A 17,173-nucleotide genomic window follows, 5' to 3' on the forward strand; every position below is an offset into this window, starting at 1 on the left:
GCTATGGGCTGAAGAGGAGCAACGACAATGTTAAATAAAGAACTTGAATTCACCTTGAATCTAGCCTTCAAGGAAGCAAAGGAAAAACGTCATGAATTTATGACCGTTGAGCATTTGTTGTTGTCATTGCTTGATAACCCTGCAGCTGGAAGTGTATTGCAAGCATGTGATGCAAATATTGAAGCATTACGCCGGGATTTAATTGAGTTCATCGATGAAACTACTCCTAGAATCCCTGAAGATGAATTGGATAGAGAAACTCAACCTACACTTGGTTTTCAACGTGTATTACAACGTGCTGTATTTCATGTGCAATCTGCAGGAAAAACCGAAGTTACTGGAGCAAATGTTTTAGCAGCTATTTTTAGTGAGCAAGAAAGCCAGGCAGTTTATTTCTTACGTAGAGAAAATATTACACGACTTGATGTGATTAATTATATTTCTCATGGCGTTTCTAAGTATCAAAATAATGATATGCATGAGAACATGAATTCTATGGAAGATGATATGGGCTCATCAGAAGGTAATGAGTCACCTCTAGAAAGTTATTGCACAAACCTCAACCGACGTGCGAAACAAGGAAAGATTGACCCTTTAATCGGACGTCATGAAGAAATACAACGTACAATCCAAGTATTGTGCCGACGCAGGAAAAATAATCCATTACTTGTTGGCGAAGCAGGGGTAGGTAAAACCGCAATTGCTGAAGGCTTGGCGCGACGTATTGTGGATGGTGAAATACCGGATGCAATCCGTGATTGTATCGTTTACTCACTTGATCTGGGTGCCTTGCTTGCTGGAACCAAATATCGGGGTGATTTTGAAAAACGATTAAAAGCAGTATTAAAGCAATTAGGACAACAGGAAGGGGCTGTACTGTTTATTGATGAAATTCATACAATTATTGGTGCGGGAGCAGCCTCTGGCGGTGTCATGGATGCATCCAATTTGATAAAACCCCTGCTGGCCAATGGTGAGTTAAAATGCATCGGCTCCACAACATATCAAGAATACCGAGGTATTTTTGAAAAAGATAGAGCTTTAGCAAGACGCTTCCAAAAAATTGATATTCCTGAACCTACGGTCGATGAAACTTTTGAAATATTGAAAGGGCTAAAAGGTCGATTAGAAGAGCATCATGGAGTGAAATTCACGATTCCTGCATTAAAAGCAGCCGCTGAACTTTCTGCAAAATACATTAATGATCGATTTTTACCTGATAAAGCAATTGATGTTGTTGATGAAGCAGGCGCTTATCAGAATTTATTAACTGCAAGCAAGCGTAAAAAAATAATAAGTGTCACTGAAATTGAGAGCGTTGTAGCAAAAATTGCTCGTATACCGATTAAGAAAGTATCAGCGCGTGATAAAGATACCTTGCGTAATTTAGAACGTGATTTGAAGCTTTTAGTCTATGGGCAAGATCAGGCGATCACCGCATTAGCTTCTGCAATTAAATTAGGTCGTTCTGGACTTAGAGATCCCCAAAAACCTGTAGGTTGTTTCTTGTTTGCTGGGCCAACAGGTGTTGGAAAAACAGAAGTAACCAGACAATTGGCTAATGTTTTAGGCATAGAGTTATTACGTTTTGATATGTCTGAATACATGGAAAAACATACTGTTTCTCGTTTAATTGGTGCTCCTCCAGGATATGTTGGTTATGATCAAGGGGGACTGTTGACGGAGGCTGTAACTAAAAATCCTCATGCGGTACTGTTGCTTGATGAAATCGAAAAAGCGCACCCAGATGTATTTAATTTGCTGTTGCAAATTATGGACCACGGTACTTTAACCGATACAAATGGACGTCAAGCAGATTTTAGACACATTATTCTGGTTATGACCTCTAATGCGGGAGCAGGAGAGTTGGTACGAAATTCCATCGGTTTCTCACAACAAGACAATAGTAATGATGGACTTGAAGTAATTAAAAAACAATTTAGCCCTGAGTTTAGAAACAGACTTGATGCAATCATTAATTTTGCTCCATTGGATGCAGTGACGATTGGTTTAGTCGTTGATAAATTCATTATGGAGCTGGATGAGCAATTAAGTCATAAAGGAGTTACCTTTAACGTCGATAAAATGGCTCGTGAATGGCTTATTGAACATGGTTATGACAAAGTGATGGGGGCTCGTCCTATGGCCAGATTGATTCAAGAGAATGTAAAAAAACCTCTGGCTGATGAGCTTTTATTTGGTAAGTTGATGCATGGTGGTCATGTGACCTTAAAAGTTAAAGATGGCAAGTTACACTTTGATAGTCACGATCATCGAGAGGGTGTTTTTTAAATGACGTTGAGTGTAATAATAATAACCAAAAATGAAGAAAGGAATATTAGAAAATGTCTCGAATCTGTTCGATTTGCTGATGAAATAATAGTATTGGACTCCGGAAGTACCGATAAAACGGTTGCTATTGCCAAAGAATATACAGAGCATGTTTTTTCTACAGATTGGCCAGGTTATGGTGCTCAAAAACAAAGGGCATTATCAAAAGCTCAAGGAGACTGGGTGCTCAATCTTGATGCTGATGAGTCTGTGAGTGAGGAATTGCAGCGAGAGATCCTTGAGGCCATGGCATCTGATTCAGCAGATGCCTTTAGAATCGCAATCCAAATGTACTTCTATAATCAACCCTTAAAATACTCTTCTAGTCCTAAGCGTCATGCTCGTCTTTTTAAGCGTGCAAATGCCTATTTCAGTAGTGACATTGTGCATGAAAAGATAGTTCTTCCAGAGGAGGCACGTATTGGTAAAATCAAAAGTACTATTATGCACCACTCATTTAAAGACGTGAGTCATGTGTTATATAAAATGAACAAATATTCATCCTATAGCGCCAAAACATATATCCTAAATAAAAAAAAAACCAGCTTTATTAAAACATTGGCGAGCACTTCCTGGATGTTTTTTAGATGTTATATCTTGCAACGTGGGTTTCTCGATGGCAGAATAGGTTTTTTATTTGCAGTGTTTAATGCACAAGGAACTTTTTATCGTGGCATTAAGCAATTGTATCAAGACAGCAATCTGGAACAATTGCCTTCTTTGGCAAAAGGCACAGAGGAATTAATTTGAACCTGAGCTTCTTAGAAGAAAGAATCGAAAAATTTCATCTACTGATACCAACCCTTCTCATGTTATTGGTATTTTTTATTCCTATAAGTCCAAGCATTAAGTCAATATTAACTGTAGTTAGCTTGTTGGCCATAGGAATTACCCCTTCTTACAGACAATATTTGTTTTATGCCTTTAATACATTATGGGCTCGAGCTGCGGTCGTTTTATTTCTGTATGTTGTTATCGCCTGTTTATGGTCGAAAGCCCCATTCAAATTGGAATACAATATTGTCAATAAATATTCTAAGCTAATTTTTCTACCGATTTTTGCTGTAGGTTTTATTAAACCGCAAACAAGAACATGGGCTTTAAATAGTTATATATTATCCATGCTGTTCACTTGTATTCTTTCTATATTGAAAATTAACAATCTATTTATAAATGATTTTTTTACTTCTCTGGATCCTGGAGAAGTATTTTATAATCATATTGTTACTGGAATCATGATTGCTTTGGCAGTTTATTTTGCGGGGATTTTGCTGCTCCAAGCAAATACCGGCAAATGGTTGCGATCTTTATATTTATCCATGATTGTATTAGGAAGCTATCAAATATTTTTTATTAATTCAGGAAGAGCAGGCTACATCATTTATGGTGTATTAATGTGCTTGTTGATTGTGCAAAAATTCCCTCTTAGAAAAGCTTTAATAGGGCTTGTACTGTTTATGAGTGTGAGTGGTTTGGCATTTATGCTTAGCCCAGTAATGCAAGATGGCGCTTACTCCCTGGTGAATGATCTTAGGCTCTTAAAGTACAATCAAACAGATACTTCTTTAGGTTATAGATATCAGTTTCATCGATATGCAAAAACTTTATTTAAAAAACATCCAATTGTAGGAGTAGGGACAGGAGGGTTTCAATATCACTTTATTAAAGATCAACCTGTTCCTTCCTGGGGACATAAGCTTAATGAACCTCATGGCCAATATTGGCTGACCCTTGCGGAACTGGGTTTGATAGGAATTGCTCTTTTTCTTTTTTTCATTGGTACATTGTTTATTACTGCATTAAAGCTTAAAGAAATGAAACCGTTTCTATTGGGCATGCTGGTTTCTTTTTGTTTGTTATGTTTCTCGGATACTATATTCTGTTACTCAGCAATAGGGTATTTGTTGATTCTTTTCAGCGCATTATGTTTTGGTGAAGCAATTGAAAAAGAGGGAATAGCTTACAAAAAAATAATTAAAGAAAAATTGGAACTTAATATAAATTTTTCATTTGTATTCTGGGTAAGGGCCCGCAAATCCTAATTTGGGGAGTTTATGAATAGGAAAATCCGTGTTATAGCCTGGTTGTCATAATCTATAGCTCTGGTTTTCTTAATCCAACAATTGTACCGGCCAAAAATGGTAAAAATGATGCACCGGTCCATTTCCTAGACCAATACGTTCTTCCTTTGCAGCTTTTATGGCATTGAACAAATAATTTTTTGCAATGCTACATGCTTTAATTAAATCAATTTTTTGGGCAAGGCAAGCCGTTATCGCTGCAGAAAGAGTGCATCCAGTTCCATGGGTATTTTGTGAATTAATTCTTGGGCTTGCAAACCAATGAGTGTCCCCATTTACTCCTATTAATAAATCATTCGACTCTAATGATTGCAGATGGCCGCCTTTGAGTAAAACGTATTTTGGTCCAAAATCAAGCAATTTTTGACCAATGTACTTCATTTCTTTTTCAGATGAAACATTTATTCCAGTAAAAGTAGATGCTTCTGGAAGATTAGGGGTAATTAAAGTAGCAAGCGGCATAAGTTCTGTTATCAAAGAGTCTACAGCTTCGGGCAATAATAAAGGATCGCCACTTTTAGCAACAGTTACAGGATCAATGACAATAGGAATATCTGCTGCTTTTCGTTTAAGAAATGATGAGACTAAGCCAATGATCTCGCTATTGAAGAGCATACCTATTTTTATACCGTCAGGTTTAATGTCATCGAAAATGGCATTTAGTTGATCTTCTATAGCTTGCAATGGAATGCTGTAACAGCTTTTTACACCACAAGTATTTTGTACAGGCAATGCCGTAAGTACGGTCATTCCATAGCACCCCAATGCAGAGAATGTCTTGAGGTCAGCTTGAATTCCAGCCCCGCCAGAGCCATCAAATCCTGCTATAGATAAGGCTTTGTAGTGCATTAATGATTCCTCTATCGCAAGATAAGTGCTAATGGGGCAGGTGCTTTTATTTGCTTATGAGCCCATTGGTTACCAAAACAAGAAGTTTCCTATTGCCACCTTGAAAAATAATTGGAGCTTACCACGCTGCAATTTTCTCTTCTGGTCGCAAAGAACATTCTTCTGAAACGGAACCGTCATTACATACAACGAACCCAGTTATGGAGTAAGTAGAAACAACCCCACCTTTCCATAAGCAGCAACCTCGAAACAGATTTAAATCCATCACTGCATGGGGTGTACAATAACATGTAGAGTAAAAACCATTTTTACACACAAGACGGCCTGCTGATGAGTCGCAGTAACTGATGCCGCCCATCTGGCTGCAGCATCCAGAAGGAAGAAATTGGGTTGTTGCGGCGTATAAAGGTGAAATAAGAAGACTTAATATACTAATACAAAAAAGAGTTTTAAGTGACTGCATCTTGATTTCTCGAATTATTTTTTTGTTTTTAGGATAGCATAGGGTCTGTTTCCATTTCCACTATCTTGGCCAAACTGCTCTGATTTTCTGCGCTACTCTGTTTAATACCGCATGCAAGCACTTCTGCACTAGAAAATCAGGCACTGACTTAAGAGCAAGCATAGATCCTAATATTTTAAAAATTAGTAGATGGAATTTGAATTATCTGGAGGTAATTAGGATACATTGCAAATAGATAGCTTGTAGCCAAACCGGCTAAAAGACCAAATAAATGCGCCTCCCAGGATACTCCTTTTTCTTTGGGGAAAATACCAAAGAAGATACCAGCAAAATAATAAATACAAATGATGCCTAAGATGATGGTAGTTAATGTCCCGCTTTGATAAATATTACTCACTAAAAAACCCCAGTAGCCAGTAATTAAACCACTGGCACCTATGTGTAAACCAGGTTTGGCAAAACACCAGATAGCAATGCCGCTTAAAACTGTAATCATTATTGTAACGACAAGAAAGTAACTCAGTCCATTAATCAAAATGAAATTGCTTAAAACTACTAAAGGGATCGAGTTAAAAAATATATGGTTGAAATTCGCATGTAAAAGTGGGGCAAATAAAATGCCAGGCAAGCCATAGACACGCCGTGGAATAATACCCAACAATAATATTTTTCTAAAAAACAGACTTGCAAAAAAGAAAAGCCAAATAATCAATAAAATAATTTCTAAAATGGGAATGTTATTTTTTGTCTGGCTTATAATCCAATTAAGGCTATTATTTAATTCTTCAAGCATTTTTTACTCGTGTATTTGAGTGATTTCACAAGTTAAATCGCCTTGTGCCAATCGTACATCGATTGTATCGCCAATCCTTACTTGTTTACTGGAAAACAACACCTTATATTTTTTCGTTGCAATAGCATATCCTCTATCCAGTGTAGCTAAGGGACTGACTGCGTGCAAGGTGGATAATTGTGTTCTCAATTGATATTTGAGTTGATTGATCTTATTTTGCATGTGATGGATTAATTGCGTTGAAATTTTTTGTAAAAGTATTAGTGTTTGCTTGATTTGTGTTTTTGGGTTTTTAGAATTCAAATGGTTGATGCACAGATGAAGTTGATGTTTTTTTTGCTTTATGATGTAGCTCATGCAAGCAATCAATTGTCGCTCCAGGTAATCGGTAGTTTGCCAGTAACTGGCAATGGTCTTTTGCGGTGAGGATATTTTCTCGATTAAGTGCTGTAATTTTATTTGGTATTTTTGCAAAAAACGGTACATTGCTTGATGCATACGCGAGATGGAGTGATTTAATAATTTCAACAATTCATTACAATCAGGGGTCACTGCAGCAGCCGCTGCTGTAGGAGTTTCTGCTCTGTAATCCGCTACAAAATCGGCAATTGTAAAGTCTGTTTCGTGTCCTACACCTGATACAATAGGTATTGAGCTGTTTGCAATGTCACGTGCTAATTGTTCATCATTAAATGCCCATAAATCTTCAATACTTCCTCCTCCACGCGCAAGCAGGAGCACATCACAGCGTTTCTCTGAATTCGCACGTCTTAATGCCTTAATCAGTTGTGGTGCTGCTGACGCACCTTGAACCTCACTTGGATAGATGAAGACATTAGCCAAGGGAAATCGTCGTGCAAGAGTGGATAATATATCGCGAATTGCCGCACCAGTGGTTGAGGTAATTACTCCAATGGCACGAGGCATGACGGGAATTGGTCTTTTTTTTATTGAATCAAATAAACCTTCAGCAGCCAGTTTATTTTTTAACTCTTCAAAACGCTGATAAAGCGCCCCTAAGCCTGCTTCGGTCATTTGTTCTACGATTAATTGATAATCGCCACGGGCTTCATACAGACTTAATCTTCCGCTGGCGACTATATGTTGTCCGTCGCATAGCTTATATGCAAGCGCACTGGTATGGCGATTTTTAAAGTAAACACAGCGAATTTGGGCATGAGTATCTTTCAAGGTAAAATATAAATGCCCAGATATCGGTTTACTCAAATTAGAGAGTTCTCCTTCGACATGAACCATACCCAGCTCATTTTCAAGATAGCTTTTAACCTGTCGATTAAGCTGGCTGACAGTAAGGATTGTGTTCATTTTTTCTGTAATCAATTGTGATTGTCCTCCTGCAATGACAGATTTTAAATTTTAAGCATAAAGTTTTGTATTTCACATGAAGAGTATCAAAATTAATAACTTACTTATAGAGATAAAGAATTTCATTTCATCTAAGAGCCTATCTTGGCAAACCTTCTCAGAATAAGCTATGATCCCCGCTTTAAAAATAATAAATAAAAATAAAATGAACTCATTCCAAAATAAAAAATTAGGTGTTTTCAGCTCATTTTTGTTTTTACTCATAACCATGAGTGTGACTGGTTGTGTCGACCTGTCAGGTGGTAGGGCTTCAGAGAAAAGGCCAATACCTAAAACAGCTCAGTCTGTGATTCATCAATCTGCAACCCAGAAAGCAACGAAAAAAGCAACGAAGACAGTGAAAAAAAGCAAGTCACAGCTCTATCATGGCGAAGTGCATACTATGCTGGGCGGGTTGGGGGTTTTTAGCACGGGGATGAGAACACTTAGCAATACCGTTGAAGAAGAGTGTAATGTAGCAGCACCCAGTGACATGTGGTACAACGCGGGTAATGTGACTCGTGAAATTGTTACTTATTATCAGAAACATAAACAGCATAGACCTATTATTCTGGTGGGACATTCTTTAGGTGCAAATGAACAAATTAAGGTTGCACGTAATTTAAATAAAGCCGGTATTCCTGTGGACTTATTGGTTACTGTTGATGCTGTATCTCAAACTATTGTGCCTCCTAATGTAAAACATGCGATGAACTTTTACAAATCTGGGTATGTGCCCATGTTTAGTGGTTTGAAGCTCAAAGCTGTAAATCCGGAACAAACTCGTATTGACAACATTAATGTTGCTGCGATAAAAGGCGTTACAGTAAATCATTTCACTATTGATAAAGAGCCTGTTGTACAAGCAATGATAATGGAAGAAGTAAAAAAGGTGTTGAGTAATGCAAATAAAGCAAAAGGGTAAAGAAAATTTTCCTCGTGTCTGCGTTATCGGAGCAGGTCCAAGCGGACTTGCTGCAATTAAAAACTTACAAGAGCAAGGTGTAACAGATATCACTGTATTTGAAAAAAATAATCAGATCGGTGGGAATTGGGTATATGATGAAGAAAATAATCATTCCAGTGTTTATGAAACGACCCATATTATCAGTTCAAAACGTTGGTCGGAGTTTGAAGATTTTCCTATGCCGGCGCACTATCCTGATTATCCATCGCATACTTTGGTTTTAGATTATTTTAGAAGCTATGCGAGTCATTTTGATTTAACTAAATACATCCGTTTTAACACCAATGTGTTACAAGTAAAGCATACTGAGCAGCATCAATGGAAAGTCATTTTTGAAAATAATCTGGGTACCCATGAAGAATATTTTGATTATTTATTAGTCGCTAATGGCCATCATTGGGATCCTTTTATGCCTGAATATCCAGGTGAGTTCTCTGGCAAGTTGCTTCACTCACATCAATATAAAAAAGCTTCTGTTTTTAAGGATCAACGTGTTTTGGTAGTTGGAGGTGGCAACTCTGCTTGTGACATTGCTGTAGAAGTGGCGCGTATTTCTTCGAAAACGTGCATCAGTATGCGCAGAGGTTATCATATTTTTCCTAAATTTGTATTTGGTAAGCCGACAGATGATGCGGTAGCAAAAATTAGGTGGATGCCTTCTTGGTTAAGACAGAAGGTTCTGAGCTTTTTTGCTCGAATCCTACAGGGTAGATACGCCAAATATAAATTAATGAAACCAGATTGTGGCCCTTTAGAAATCCACCCAACGATTAATACAGAGCTGCTTTATTTTATTCGTCATGGTGAAATTTTCCCCCGCCCGGGAATTACTCATTTCGAAGGAAATCGTGTCCATTTTACTCACGGTAAGTCGGAAGAGTTTGATACAGTGATTTTTGCTACGGGCTACAAAATAAGTTTCCCGTTTATTGACAAGCAAATTGCTGACTTCAGTAATTCAACAAAGATACCTCTTTATCGAAAAATGATGCATCCAGACTATGATAACCTATATTTTATTGGTTTGTGCCAGCCTCAAGGATGTATCTGGCCGCTTGCTGATTATCAGTCAAAAATAGCAGCGCGCATCATTATGGGAACTTTAAAACGGCCTGATAAATTGCATGAAAAAGCATATGAGGAGATGAATAAGCCTCATTACCGATTTAAATCACATACACGACATGCTGTAGAGGTTGATTATCATAAATTCCGTCGAGAATTATTGGATATGCTGGAAGCTTAGAGAACCCATTAGGTTTTGAACGAAAATCGCTCCGAAAAATAACCACAGAACTAGCTATGCTCCGTATGGTGTAGCCTGGGTGCAAGCGCGGCGGAACCCGGGTTTCGCTGCTGCACCTAGGCTACAATGTATCCAAATAATGTGATAGATCTCCTCGTGACCTGTTATGGAACGATTAGATCAGACTTTACTTTACCTCACCAGGCTGGCTATTAATTCCTGGATTCCTGTCGTTTTATGAGTGCACCCATTAATTTTTCAATATTAGTTACATGTGGGTTTTCTTGTAAAATCATTGCCTTGGTACGTTCCTCACAATATCCTTTTACTTCTTTATCTGGAAAAATATAGAATTTCTTTTGTTCCACTTCATGAACAATATGTTCTGCAATATCCATGGCAGGGCGTGAGTGCGATAAAAGGGATTGTAACACTTCATGAAAGGACGAGTTTACATCGGGAGCATGAGATAAAAGTGATGTATCAGTAAAAGAGGGGAATACCACTGAGACATCTACTGGTTTTTTCAGGCGTACCAGATCAAAAAACAATGATTCAGACAAAGCAAGTACCCCATGTTTTGACATGGCATAAGAAGCAGTTTGGGAACCGGTACATAATGAATATAAGCTTGCTATATTAATAATATGTGAATGAAAAGTTTGTTGAAACAAGAAAGGAATAAAGGCTTGAATGATATGAATCATTCCATGTAAATTAACTTCCATGACTTTTTGGATGTGTTCAGAACTCAAGTCCCATAGCGGAGCTAATTGACCAATAATGCCTGCATTGTTATAGATCCAATCAATACGTCCTAATTTGCTTTCAACGCGTTGTGCCAATTGTGCTACGTCATTAGGTTGTGTTATGTCACAAGAGACTTCCAGAAGCTTTTCTGGGAAGAGGGGCCATAATCGTTCGGCTTCCTGCTTGAGTTTCATTTCATCTTTATCTACCATAACTACAATGTTGCCACGCTGTAAATGGACTTGGCTTAAAGCTAAGCCAATTCCATTTGCAGCGCCGGTGATTACAGCCACTCTCATTTTCTTTCCTTTTGCTATAATTTTATAAATCTTACCAACATAAGGGTGTTATTTTGAAAAACGGCGGCGAAATACCAGAGCCTTATGAGTATCCTGATGAGCCTGACGAATATCCAAGAGAACCAGAGCCTTACGAGCCTGATGATCCTGGATCTCCTGAGCCTGAGCCATCACAACCCTCTGAGCCAAATTGGGAGTAGTTACGTAGCCTGGGTGAAGCGCAGCGTAACCCGGGGTCGAAAGGTTCATTCATATCCAGAAACCCGGGTTACGGCTTACGCCTCCACCCAGGCTACAAAACACGATTACATTTGTGCTACTCTCCAGTTATAAGCTGATCTAGAGCTTTTCCTATATCTTTGGCTCTCATTAGACTTTCTCCTATGAGAAAAGTATTAATTCCATGAGATTGCATCAAATTTATATCTGAATGCGTATTAATACCACTTTCAGTAATGGTTATTTTATCTTGGGGGGTATATTGTTTTAACTGGATACTGAGTTGGATGTCCGTTTTAAAAGTATGAAGGCTACGATTATTAATGCCGATTAAAGGCGTGGGTAACCGTAAAGCGCGCTCTAGCTCTTCTTTACTATGGCTTTCCACAAGTACTGCCATAGCCAACTCATGTGCTAATTGACAGAAATCTGCTAATTGCGCATCATCAAGTAAGGCGACTATAAGTAAGATGCAGTCTGCGCCTAGTGCTAGGCTTTCATAAATTTGATAAGAATCAAGAATAAAATCTTTTCGTAGTACAGGTAATTTACAATGTAATTTTGCTTGGGCTAAATAATCAGGATGACCCTGAAAAAAATTTACATCAGTAAGCACTGAAAGGCAGCGTGCACCATGTTTTCCATAAATTGAAGCGATCTCGCTCACATTGAAATCCTCTCGAATCAATCCTTTACTTGGAGAGGCTCGTTTAATTTCTGCAATAATTGCTGGAGTTTCCTTAGTTTGCAGAGCGGCAATGAAATCACGCCGATCCATGATGGGTTGTTGTACCAACACATTTAAAGGTTTATTTTTCTTTGCGAGAGCAACCTCTTCCTGCTTACGTTGGGCAATACGTTGTAACATACTATTCATGATGTGATTCTTTATTTAAAGTTTGGGTTAGTTGGCTAAGTTGAGTAAAACAATATGTGGCTTTACCGTTATCTATAACGAGCTTGGCCTGCTCTAATGCGTGTATAAAAGAAATACCTCCATGAGCACAGTAAATTGCTGCAGCAGAATTCAATAAAACCATGTCACGTGCTGCACCTTGTTTTCCAGAAAAAACTGTTTGAATCAATTCTAAGCTTTGAGCTGGTGAATCAACAATCACTTCATTTAAAGAGTGATGTTTGATGTTATAGTCTTCTGGATTAATTACCCAGTGATTAAAAGTTCCTTCTCGATACTCAATGACATCTGTAGGTGCTGCAATACTGACCTCATCTAAGCCATCTTGGGAACTTACTACCAAGGCTCTTTCACTTCCTAAATGAGCAAGAACTGTAGCTAGTGGTTTTTGCCAAGCTGTTGAAAATACACCAACAACTTGTTTTTTTACGCGGGCAGGATTAATTAAGGGGCCAAGTAGATTGAACAAGGTTCGAATGCCGAGTTGTTGTCGCGCTGTTCGTGCGTATTGCATTGCTGGATGGTAGTGGGGAGCAAATAAAAATGCCAAGCCATATTGTTGTATACACGTTTTTATTTGCTGCTCAGATAGATTTAATATAAAGCCTGCTTGTTCTAATAAGTCGGCGCTACCACTACGGCTAGAGACAGAACGATTGCCATGTTTTGCTACTGGGTATCCTGCTGCGGCAACTACAAAACTACACGCTGTTGATACATTAAATGTATTTTTACCGTCTCCGCCTGTTCCAACGATATCAATTAGATTAGTACCTAATTCTATGGGATGGGCCAATTGCTGCATCACTTCCGCGGCGGCAATTAATTCATCGGTTGTTTCACCTTTCATACGCATGAGCGCTAAAAAAGTAGCGATTTGTACGTCATTATATTGACCTGACATACAGGCATGAATCACTGCTTGCATTTGTTCTGGATTTAAATTTTTTTTCGCGATGAGATGCTCAAACAGAAGATTGGGTTTCATATTTTAAGAAATTCTCTAATAATTGCAGTCCATATTGGCTTAATATTGCTTCTGGATGGAATTGTAGACCAAAAACAGGGTAATGACGATGCGAAATTGCCATAATTGTATCATACACCCATGCATCGATAGAAAAACATTCTGTAAGACTATTTTTATCTACTGCCAAGGAATGATAACGAGTTGCTTTGAAATAGTTCGGAATATTTTTAAAAATTCCTTGTTGATTATGTTCTATGGTCGACGTTTTTCCATGCATGATTTCCGGAGCCGGAATTATTCGACCGCCAAAGACTTGGGCAATACTTTGGTGTCCAAGACAAATACCTAATATAGGAATGGTACGATAAAAGGTACGGATAGCCTCCATAGAAATACCTGCATCATCAGGAGCTTTCGGTCCTGGTGAGATGACCAAGTATTTGGGAGCAAGTTTTTTTATTTGGTCCACAGTGATTTGATCATGGGTATAAACACATACTTCCTGATTGAGGCATTGGAAATATTGAACCAGGTTGTAGGTAAATGAGTCGTAATTATCAATAATGAGTAGCATGTTAAATCAAAATATTAAGTACCAATTGCACCCAGGCAACACTATTACAAAGTGAATTCTTCGCCTAAATAAACAGCCCTTACTTGTTGGTTGGCCAGTATAATATTAGGGGTTCCTTCGCACAATATTTTTCCTTGGCTAACAATATAGGCCCGTTCGCAGATATCCAGGGTTTCTCTTACATTATGATCAGTAATTAAAACACCAATGCCTTTATTACATAAATGTTGGATGATTTTTTTGATATCAATGACCGAAATTGGATCAACCCCAGCAAAAGGCTCATCAAGCAGGATAAAAGATGGCTCTATTGCAAGAGCTCTTGCAATCTCAACACGTCGTCTTTCTCCCCCGGATAAGGACATACCCAGACTTTTATGAAGATGTGAAATATGAAATTCTTGCAGCAACAGATCCAGTTTTTCTTCTCGGGCTTGTTCGTTTAAATCAGCCCTAAGTTCTAAAATGGCCATGATATTTTCTGCCACAGTGAGTTTACGAAAAACAGAGGCTTCCTGAGGAAGATAGCTAATTCCCAAGCGTGCTCTTTGATGCATAGCATGTGTTGTTATATCTTGGTTGGACAAGAAAATTTGACCTTCATCGCATGATTGCAAACCCACTATCATATAAAAACAGGTTGTTTTTCCTGCTCCATTAGGCCCTAACAAGCCAACACACTCACCTTTTTTAATATGGATGCTGATGCCATTAACCACAGTTCGTGATTTAAACGATTTTTTTAGATTTCGCGCTTCCAGGATGCTCATGATGGTTTCTTTTCTGGATGATAAATAATAATTATTCTTTTATTGCCATTACCTTGAGACAGAACGTGTTGTTTTTCAGTATCATAGCTTATTTTTGCAGCAGAAAAAGAGTTTTTTCCTTGTTCTACTCGAGCATTTCCAATTAATTCAATTAAATGACGCAGTGGATAATAACGAATGGTGTCTGCATAGGCATGCACTGGAGGTTTATTGGGATCGGTTATTGTCCAATAATGCGCTTGTTTCTCAGAAGTTCCGGTAGCTATAGCAACCTCAAGCTGATTTTTTTTATTTCCCAGAGTTATTGCTTTAGCGGCTTGCAGATTTGTTGTACCTTGTACCAATTCAACATTGCCAGTATAAATCCCTTTATGCTCCTGTTGACTGAGATCAGCTGAGTCTGCCATCACATGCATTACTTTTTCTTTATCTTCTGTAAGCGCGTAGGAACAAGAAGTGAACATTAAAAGAAAGAACAGACTGTAGTTAACCATTCGCTGGAACATAACTTCCTCGTGCTTGGTGTAATAATTCAACTCTTTTCTCATCGAGATAAGCATTCATTCCGGTTGATTGAATAATATTACCTGGTTGTTCGTACGTTACAAGCACATCGGAACTTGCTTTCTTTTCCTTAGGGTAGTAGGTTACTTCTTCTGTTTTTAATGTACTTTCTTCTGAGTTATTTCCTTTTTTCTGGCGTACAATAACATTGCCTGTAAAGGTGATTTGTTTTCCGCCTTCAAATGATTTGGCTTTTATTGAGCGAATATCCCAGGGAGGTTGCTCTTCCTGACTTACAACAATATGCGGATTTTGAAATAAATAGACATTATCTTTTTGAATATGCTGCATGAAGGGGGAGGTAAGCTTATTGGCGAGCATTCCTTGTTGATTAAACTGACGAACTATAACGTTAGAAATAGTAGTATCCACTGAATTCGCCAAGGTTTCACTATCCAGGCGAATTAATGTTCTTGAGTGGCTATAATACCATCCTGAACATGCCAGGAGAATCAAAGTAAAAAAAAGCCACATGAATTGTTTTGTTGCATTCATTATTTTAGATAACCTGCGATAGCTAAATCCATCTTGTTTTGTGCATTAAGAATAAGGTCGCATAACTCACGTACCGCACCACGACCGCCTGGTAGAGACGTTTGCCACACAGCAATTTCTTTAATTTGGTATACTGCATTGGCAACTGCAACGCTAAGGCCGACTTGCTGCATAATTGGAGCATCAGGAATATCATCACCAATATAAGCAAAATGTTCATCCTGAAGATTTAATTTATTTTTCAGCTGATTATATGTCTCCTGTTTATCCAGTTGATCTTTATAATAATGAATAATACCTAATTGTTGCATCCTGTGATCCACTACAGCATTGCGCGAACCAGTAATAACGGCCACCTCAATTCCAGCAGCCATGAGTAATTTTAAGCCTACCCCATCGTGAATATGGAATGTTTTCAATTCATTAAAATGATTATCAATATACAAGAGGCCATCAGTAAGAACCCCATCCAAATCACAGATAAGGCATTTAATACTTTTGGCTCGTTCAATTAATTTATTCATTTAAAAAACACCTGCTTTTAATAAGTCATGAAGATGAAGAACAGCTTCCGGACGTTTTTCTTCATCGATGACAATTAATGAAGTGATGCTGTGTTTTTGCATAATGGCTAAAGCTTCGGCAGCAAGCATTCCCTTAGGGATTGTGCGGGCATTGCGCGTCATGACTTCTTTTATTGGAGTCGTATTAATATCATACTGACGTGTCAGAGTCCGTCGAACATCTCCATCTGTATAGATTCCAACAAGATACCCCTTGTGATCGATAACGCAGGTCATGCCCAATTTTTTATCCGTTACTTCAATGAGTGCTTCACTTACTGTTGCATTTTCATGTACAAGTGGAAGTTGTGTTCCTTGATGGCAGAGATCGTCTATGCGCAGTAAAAGTCGTTTACCCAGAGATCCTCCAGGATGCGACAAGGCGAAGTCTTCCTCACTAAAGCCTCTGGCCTGCAAAAGTGCAATTGCCAGTGCATCGCCCATAACCAAGGCAACAGTAGTACTGGTTGTTGGCGCAAGACCAAGTGGACATGCTTCCTGTTTAATACTGACATCTAAATTAACATCTGCTGCTTTCGCTAAAGTCGATTCAGAGTTTCCAGTTAAGGTAATCAGAGGGACTTCCAATCGTTTTAATAAAGGAAGTAACGTGACTAATTCTAATGTGTTGCCCGAGTGAGAAATAGCAATTACGGTATCTTGTCGGGTAATCATTCCTAGATCTCCATGGCTTGCTTCACCTGGATGCATAAAAAATGAGGGACTGCCTGTACTTGATAAGGTAGCAGCAATTTTGTTCGCTATATGACCCGATTTTCCCATGCCAGTTACGACGATCCGTCCTTTACAGGCAAGCAACAATTCACAGGCTTTTTCAAATCGGCTATCGATTCGCTGGGTTAATTCAAAGACAGCTTGTGCTTCAGTTTCAATGACAGCAAGTCCAAGTGTACAGAAATTCATAGTCTATTGGATGTTTTTTGTTTATTTTTCATTC

General features: G+C 38.3%; 19 protein-coding genes. 5 read left to right on the forward strand and 14 right to left on the reverse strand.

Features of this window, described 5'->3' with window-relative positions; genetic code table 11:
• Positions 1 to 27: 27 nt before the first annotated feature.
• Genes clpA through A8O27_RS09675 form a run of 3 tightly spaced genes read left to right on the forward strand, consistent with a single transcriptional unit; the run spans position 28 to position 4,373 of the window.
• Positions 28 to 2,292 (forward strand): ATP-dependent Clp protease ATP-binding subunit ClpA, encoded by a 2,265-nt coding sequence (gene clpA, locus A8O27_RS09665; RefSeq protein ID WP_058458177.1) that lies wholly within the window; start codon positions 28 to 30, stop codon positions 2,290 to 2,292.
• Complete coding sequence (locus A8O27_RS09670; protein WP_058458176.1) at positions 2,293 to 3,081, forward strand: glycosyltransferase family 2 protein; 789 nt, start codon at positions 2,293 to 2,295, stop codon at positions 3,079 to 3,081.
• Entirely contained in the window at positions 3,078 to 4,373 is a 1,296-nt protein-coding gene (locus A8O27_RS09675) for an O-antigen ligase family protein (protein ID WP_235810461.1), read from the forward strand. Before A8O27_RS09670 ends, A8O27_RS09675 begins: the two co-directional genes overlap by 4 nt.
• A gap of 69 nt (positions 4,374 to 4,442) precedes the next feature.
• Here the strand turns inward: A8O27_RS09675 and thiD are convergent, their stop codons facing one another.
• From thiD to xseA, 4 genes are all read right to left on the reverse strand, one after another.
• Positions 4,443 to 5,261, reverse strand: coding sequence for a bifunctional hydroxymethylpyrimidine kinase/phosphomethylpyrimidine kinase (thiD, locus tag A8O27_RS09680; RefSeq protein ID WP_058458175.1), 819 nt, complete (start codon positions 5,259 to 5,261; stop codon positions 4,443 to 4,445).
• 118 nt (positions 5,262 to 5,379) lie between these two features.
• Positions 5,380 to 5,724 carry a neurogenic locus notch gene (locus A8O27_RS18455; RefSeq protein WP_082642393.1) on the reverse strand — a complete coding sequence of 115 codons (345 nt, stop codon included), beginning with the start codon at positions 5,722 to 5,724 and terminating at the stop codon, positions 5,380 to 5,382.
• 175 nt (positions 5,725 to 5,899) lie between these two features.
• Complete coding sequence (locus A8O27_RS09685; protein ID WP_058458174.1) at positions 5,900 to 6,517, reverse strand: rhomboid family intramembrane serine protease; 618 nt, start codon at positions 6,515 to 6,517, stop codon at positions 5,900 to 5,902.
• A 3-nt stretch (positions 6,518 to 6,520) separates the two neighbouring features.
• Positions 6,521 to 7,843, reverse strand: coding sequence for an exodeoxyribonuclease VII large subunit (gene xseA / locus A8O27_RS09690; RefSeq protein WP_058458173.1), 1,323 nt, complete (start codon positions 7,841 to 7,843; stop codon positions 6,521 to 6,523).
• Positions 7,844 to 8,048: 205 nt separating this feature from the next.
• Here xseA and A8O27_RS09695 point away from each other — a divergent pair, with 205 nt between their 5' ends.
• Both A8O27_RS09695 and A8O27_RS09700 read left to right on the forward strand, forming a co-directional pair.
• On the forward strand, positions 8,049 to 8,807 hold the full coding sequence (locus tag A8O27_RS09695) for a thioesterase domain-containing protein (protein WP_058458189.1): 759 nt from the start codon (positions 8,049 to 8,051) through the stop codon (positions 8,805 to 8,807).
• Positions 8,785 to 10,095: a flavin-containing monooxygenase gene (locus A8O27_RS09700; protein ID WP_058458172.1), complete on the forward strand. Its 1,311-nt coding sequence runs from the start codon at positions 8,785 to 8,787 to the stop codon at positions 10,093 to 10,095. Before A8O27_RS09695 ends, A8O27_RS09700 begins: the two co-directional genes overlap by 23 nt.
• 212 nt (positions 10,096 to 10,307) lie before the next feature.
• Here A8O27_RS09700 and A8O27_RS09705 read toward each other — a convergent pair whose 3' ends face one another.
• From A8O27_RS09705 to A8O27_RS09745, 10 genes are all read right to left on the reverse strand, one after another.
• Positions 10,308 to 11,144 (reverse strand): SDR family NAD(P)-dependent oxidoreductase, encoded by an 837-nt coding sequence (locus A8O27_RS09705; RefSeq protein ID WP_058458171.1) that lies wholly within the window; start codon positions 11,142 to 11,144, stop codon positions 10,308 to 10,310.
• Between the two features lie 48 nt (positions 11,145 to 11,192).
• The gene (locus tag A8O27_RS18755; RefSeq protein ID WP_154669239.1) at positions 11,193 to 11,393 is read right to left on the reverse strand and encodes a hypothetical protein; all 201 of its coding nucleotides are present in this window, start codon (positions 11,391 to 11,393) and stop codon (positions 11,193 to 11,195) included.
• A gap of 67 nt (positions 11,394 to 11,460) precedes the next feature.
• The gene (gene trpC / locus A8O27_RS09710; protein ID WP_058458170.1) at positions 11,461 to 12,240 is read right to left on the reverse strand and encodes an indole-3-glycerol phosphate synthase TrpC; all 780 of its coding nucleotides are present in this window, start codon (positions 12,238 to 12,240) and stop codon (positions 11,461 to 11,463) included.
• A complete protein-coding gene (gene trpD, locus A8O27_RS09715; RefSeq protein WP_058458169.1) occupies positions 12,233 to 13,267 on the reverse strand; it encodes an anthranilate phosphoribosyltransferase in 1,035 nt (344 codons plus the stop codon). The genes trpC and trpD overlap by 8 nt, the downstream gene beginning before the upstream one ends.
• On the reverse strand, positions 13,245 to 13,823 hold the full coding sequence (locus A8O27_RS09720; RefSeq protein ID WP_058458168.1) for an anthranilate synthase component II: 579 nt from the start codon (positions 13,821 to 13,823) through the stop codon (positions 13,245 to 13,247). The genes trpD and A8O27_RS09720 overlap by 23 nt, the downstream gene beginning before the upstream one ends.
• Positions 13,824 to 13,867: 44 nt before the next feature.
• Positions 13,868 to 14,593: an LPS export ABC transporter ATP-binding protein gene (lptB, locus tag A8O27_RS09725; protein ID WP_058458167.1), complete on the reverse strand. Its 726-nt coding sequence runs from the start codon at positions 14,591 to 14,593 to the stop codon at positions 13,868 to 13,870.
• The gene (gene lptA / locus A8O27_RS09730; RefSeq protein WP_058458166.1) at positions 14,590 to 15,099 is read right to left on the reverse strand and encodes a lipopolysaccharide transport periplasmic protein LptA; all 510 of its coding nucleotides are present in this window, start codon (positions 15,097 to 15,099) and stop codon (positions 14,590 to 14,592) included. Before lptA ends, lptB begins: the two co-directional genes overlap by 4 nt.
• On the reverse strand, positions 15,080 to 15,652 hold the full coding sequence (gene lptC / locus A8O27_RS09735) for an LPS export ABC transporter periplasmic protein LptC (protein WP_058458165.1): 573 nt from the start codon (positions 15,650 to 15,652) through the stop codon (positions 15,080 to 15,082). Before lptC ends, lptA begins: the two co-directional genes overlap by 20 nt.
• Positions 15,652 to 16,176, reverse strand: a complete 525-nt coding sequence (locus tag A8O27_RS09740) for a KdsC family phosphatase (protein WP_058458164.1) — start codon at positions 16,174 to 16,176, stop codon at positions 15,652 to 15,654. Before A8O27_RS09740 ends, lptC begins: the two co-directional genes overlap by 1 nt.
• Positions 16,177 to 17,139 carry a KpsF/GutQ family sugar-phosphate isomerase gene (locus A8O27_RS09745; RefSeq protein ID WP_058458163.1) on the reverse strand — a complete coding sequence of 321 codons (963 nt, stop codon included), beginning with the start codon at positions 17,137 to 17,139 and terminating at the stop codon, positions 16,177 to 16,179. It abuts the gene before it with no gap.
• Positions 17,140 to 17,173 lie beyond the last annotated feature (34 nt).

This window comes from Legionella bozemanae, from assembly GCF_001648595.1.
Taxonomy (GTDB): Bacteria; Pseudomonadota; Gammaproteobacteria; order Legionellales; family Legionellaceae; genus Legionella; species Legionella bozemanae.

What these genes read in the sequence shown, in the direction of transcription:
- clpA (WP_058458177.1), top strand. Translation starts at nt 28, where the DNA reads ATGTTAAATAAAGAACTTGAATTCACCTTGAATCTAGCCTTCAAGGAA.
- A8O27_RS09670 (WP_058458176.1), top strand. Translation starts at nt 2,293, where the DNA reads ATGACGTTGAGTGTAATAATAATAACCAAAAATGAAGAAAGGAATATT.
- thiD (WP_058458175.1), bottom strand. Translation starts at nt 5,261, where the DNA reads ATGCACTACAAAGCCTTATCTATAGCAGGATTTGATGGCTCTGGCGGG.
- A8O27_RS18455 (WP_082642393.1), bottom strand. Translation starts at nt 5,724, where the DNA reads ATGCAGTCACTTAAAACTCTTTTTTGTATTAGTATATTAAGTCTTCTT.
- A8O27_RS09685 (WP_058458174.1), bottom strand. Translation starts at nt 6,517, where the DNA reads ATGCTTGAAGAATTAAATAATAGCCTTAATTGGATTATAAGCCAGACA.
- xseA (WP_058458173.1), bottom strand. Translation starts at nt 7,843, where the DNA reads ATGAACACAATCCTTACTGTCAGCCAGCTTAATCGACAGGTTAAAAGC.
- A8O27_RS09695 (WP_058458189.1), top strand. Translation starts at nt 8,049, where the DNA reads ATGAACTCATTCCAAAATAAAAAATTAGGTGTTTTCAGCTCATTTTTG.
- A8O27_RS09700 (WP_058458172.1), top strand. Translation starts at nt 8,785, where the DNA reads ATGCAAATAAAGCAAAAGGGTAAAGAAAATTTTCCTCGTGTCTGCGTT.
- A8O27_RS09705 (WP_058458171.1), bottom strand. Translation starts at nt 11,144, where the DNA reads ATGAGAGTGGCTGTAATCACCGGCGCTGCAAATGGAATTGGCTTAGCT.
- A8O27_RS18755 (WP_154669239.1), bottom strand. Translation starts at nt 11,393, where the DNA reads ATGAACCTTTCGACCCCGGGTTACGCTGCGCTTCACCCAGGCTACGTA.
- trpC (WP_058458170.1), bottom strand. Translation starts at nt 12,240, where the DNA reads ATGAATAGTATGTTACAACGTATTGCCCAACGTAAGCAGGAAGAGGTT.
- trpD (WP_058458169.1), bottom strand. Translation starts at nt 13,267, where the DNA reads ATGAAACCCAATCTTCTGTTTGAGCATCTCATCGCGAAAAAAAATTTA.
- A8O27_RS09720 (WP_058458168.1), bottom strand. Translation starts at nt 13,823, where the DNA reads ATGCTACTCATTATTGATAATTACGACTCATTTACCTACAACCTGGTT.
- lptB (WP_058458167.1), bottom strand. Translation starts at nt 14,593, where the DNA reads ATGAGCATCCTGGAAGCGCGAAATCTAAAAAAATCGTTTAAATCACGA.
- lptA (WP_058458166.1), bottom strand. Translation starts at nt 15,099, where the DNA reads ATGTTCCAGCGAATGGTTAACTACAGTCTGTTCTTTCTTTTAATGTTC.
- lptC (WP_058458165.1), bottom strand. Translation starts at nt 15,652, where the DNA reads ATGAATGCAACAAAACAATTCATGTGGCTTTTTTTTACTTTGATTCTC.
- A8O27_RS09740 (WP_058458164.1), bottom strand. Translation starts at nt 16,176, where the DNA reads ATGAATAAATTAATTGAACGAGCCAAAAGTATTAAATGCCTTATCTGT.
- A8O27_RS09745 (WP_058458163.1), bottom strand. Translation starts at nt 17,139, where the DNA reads ATGAATTTCTGTACACTTGGACTTGCTGTCATTGAAACTGAAGCACAA.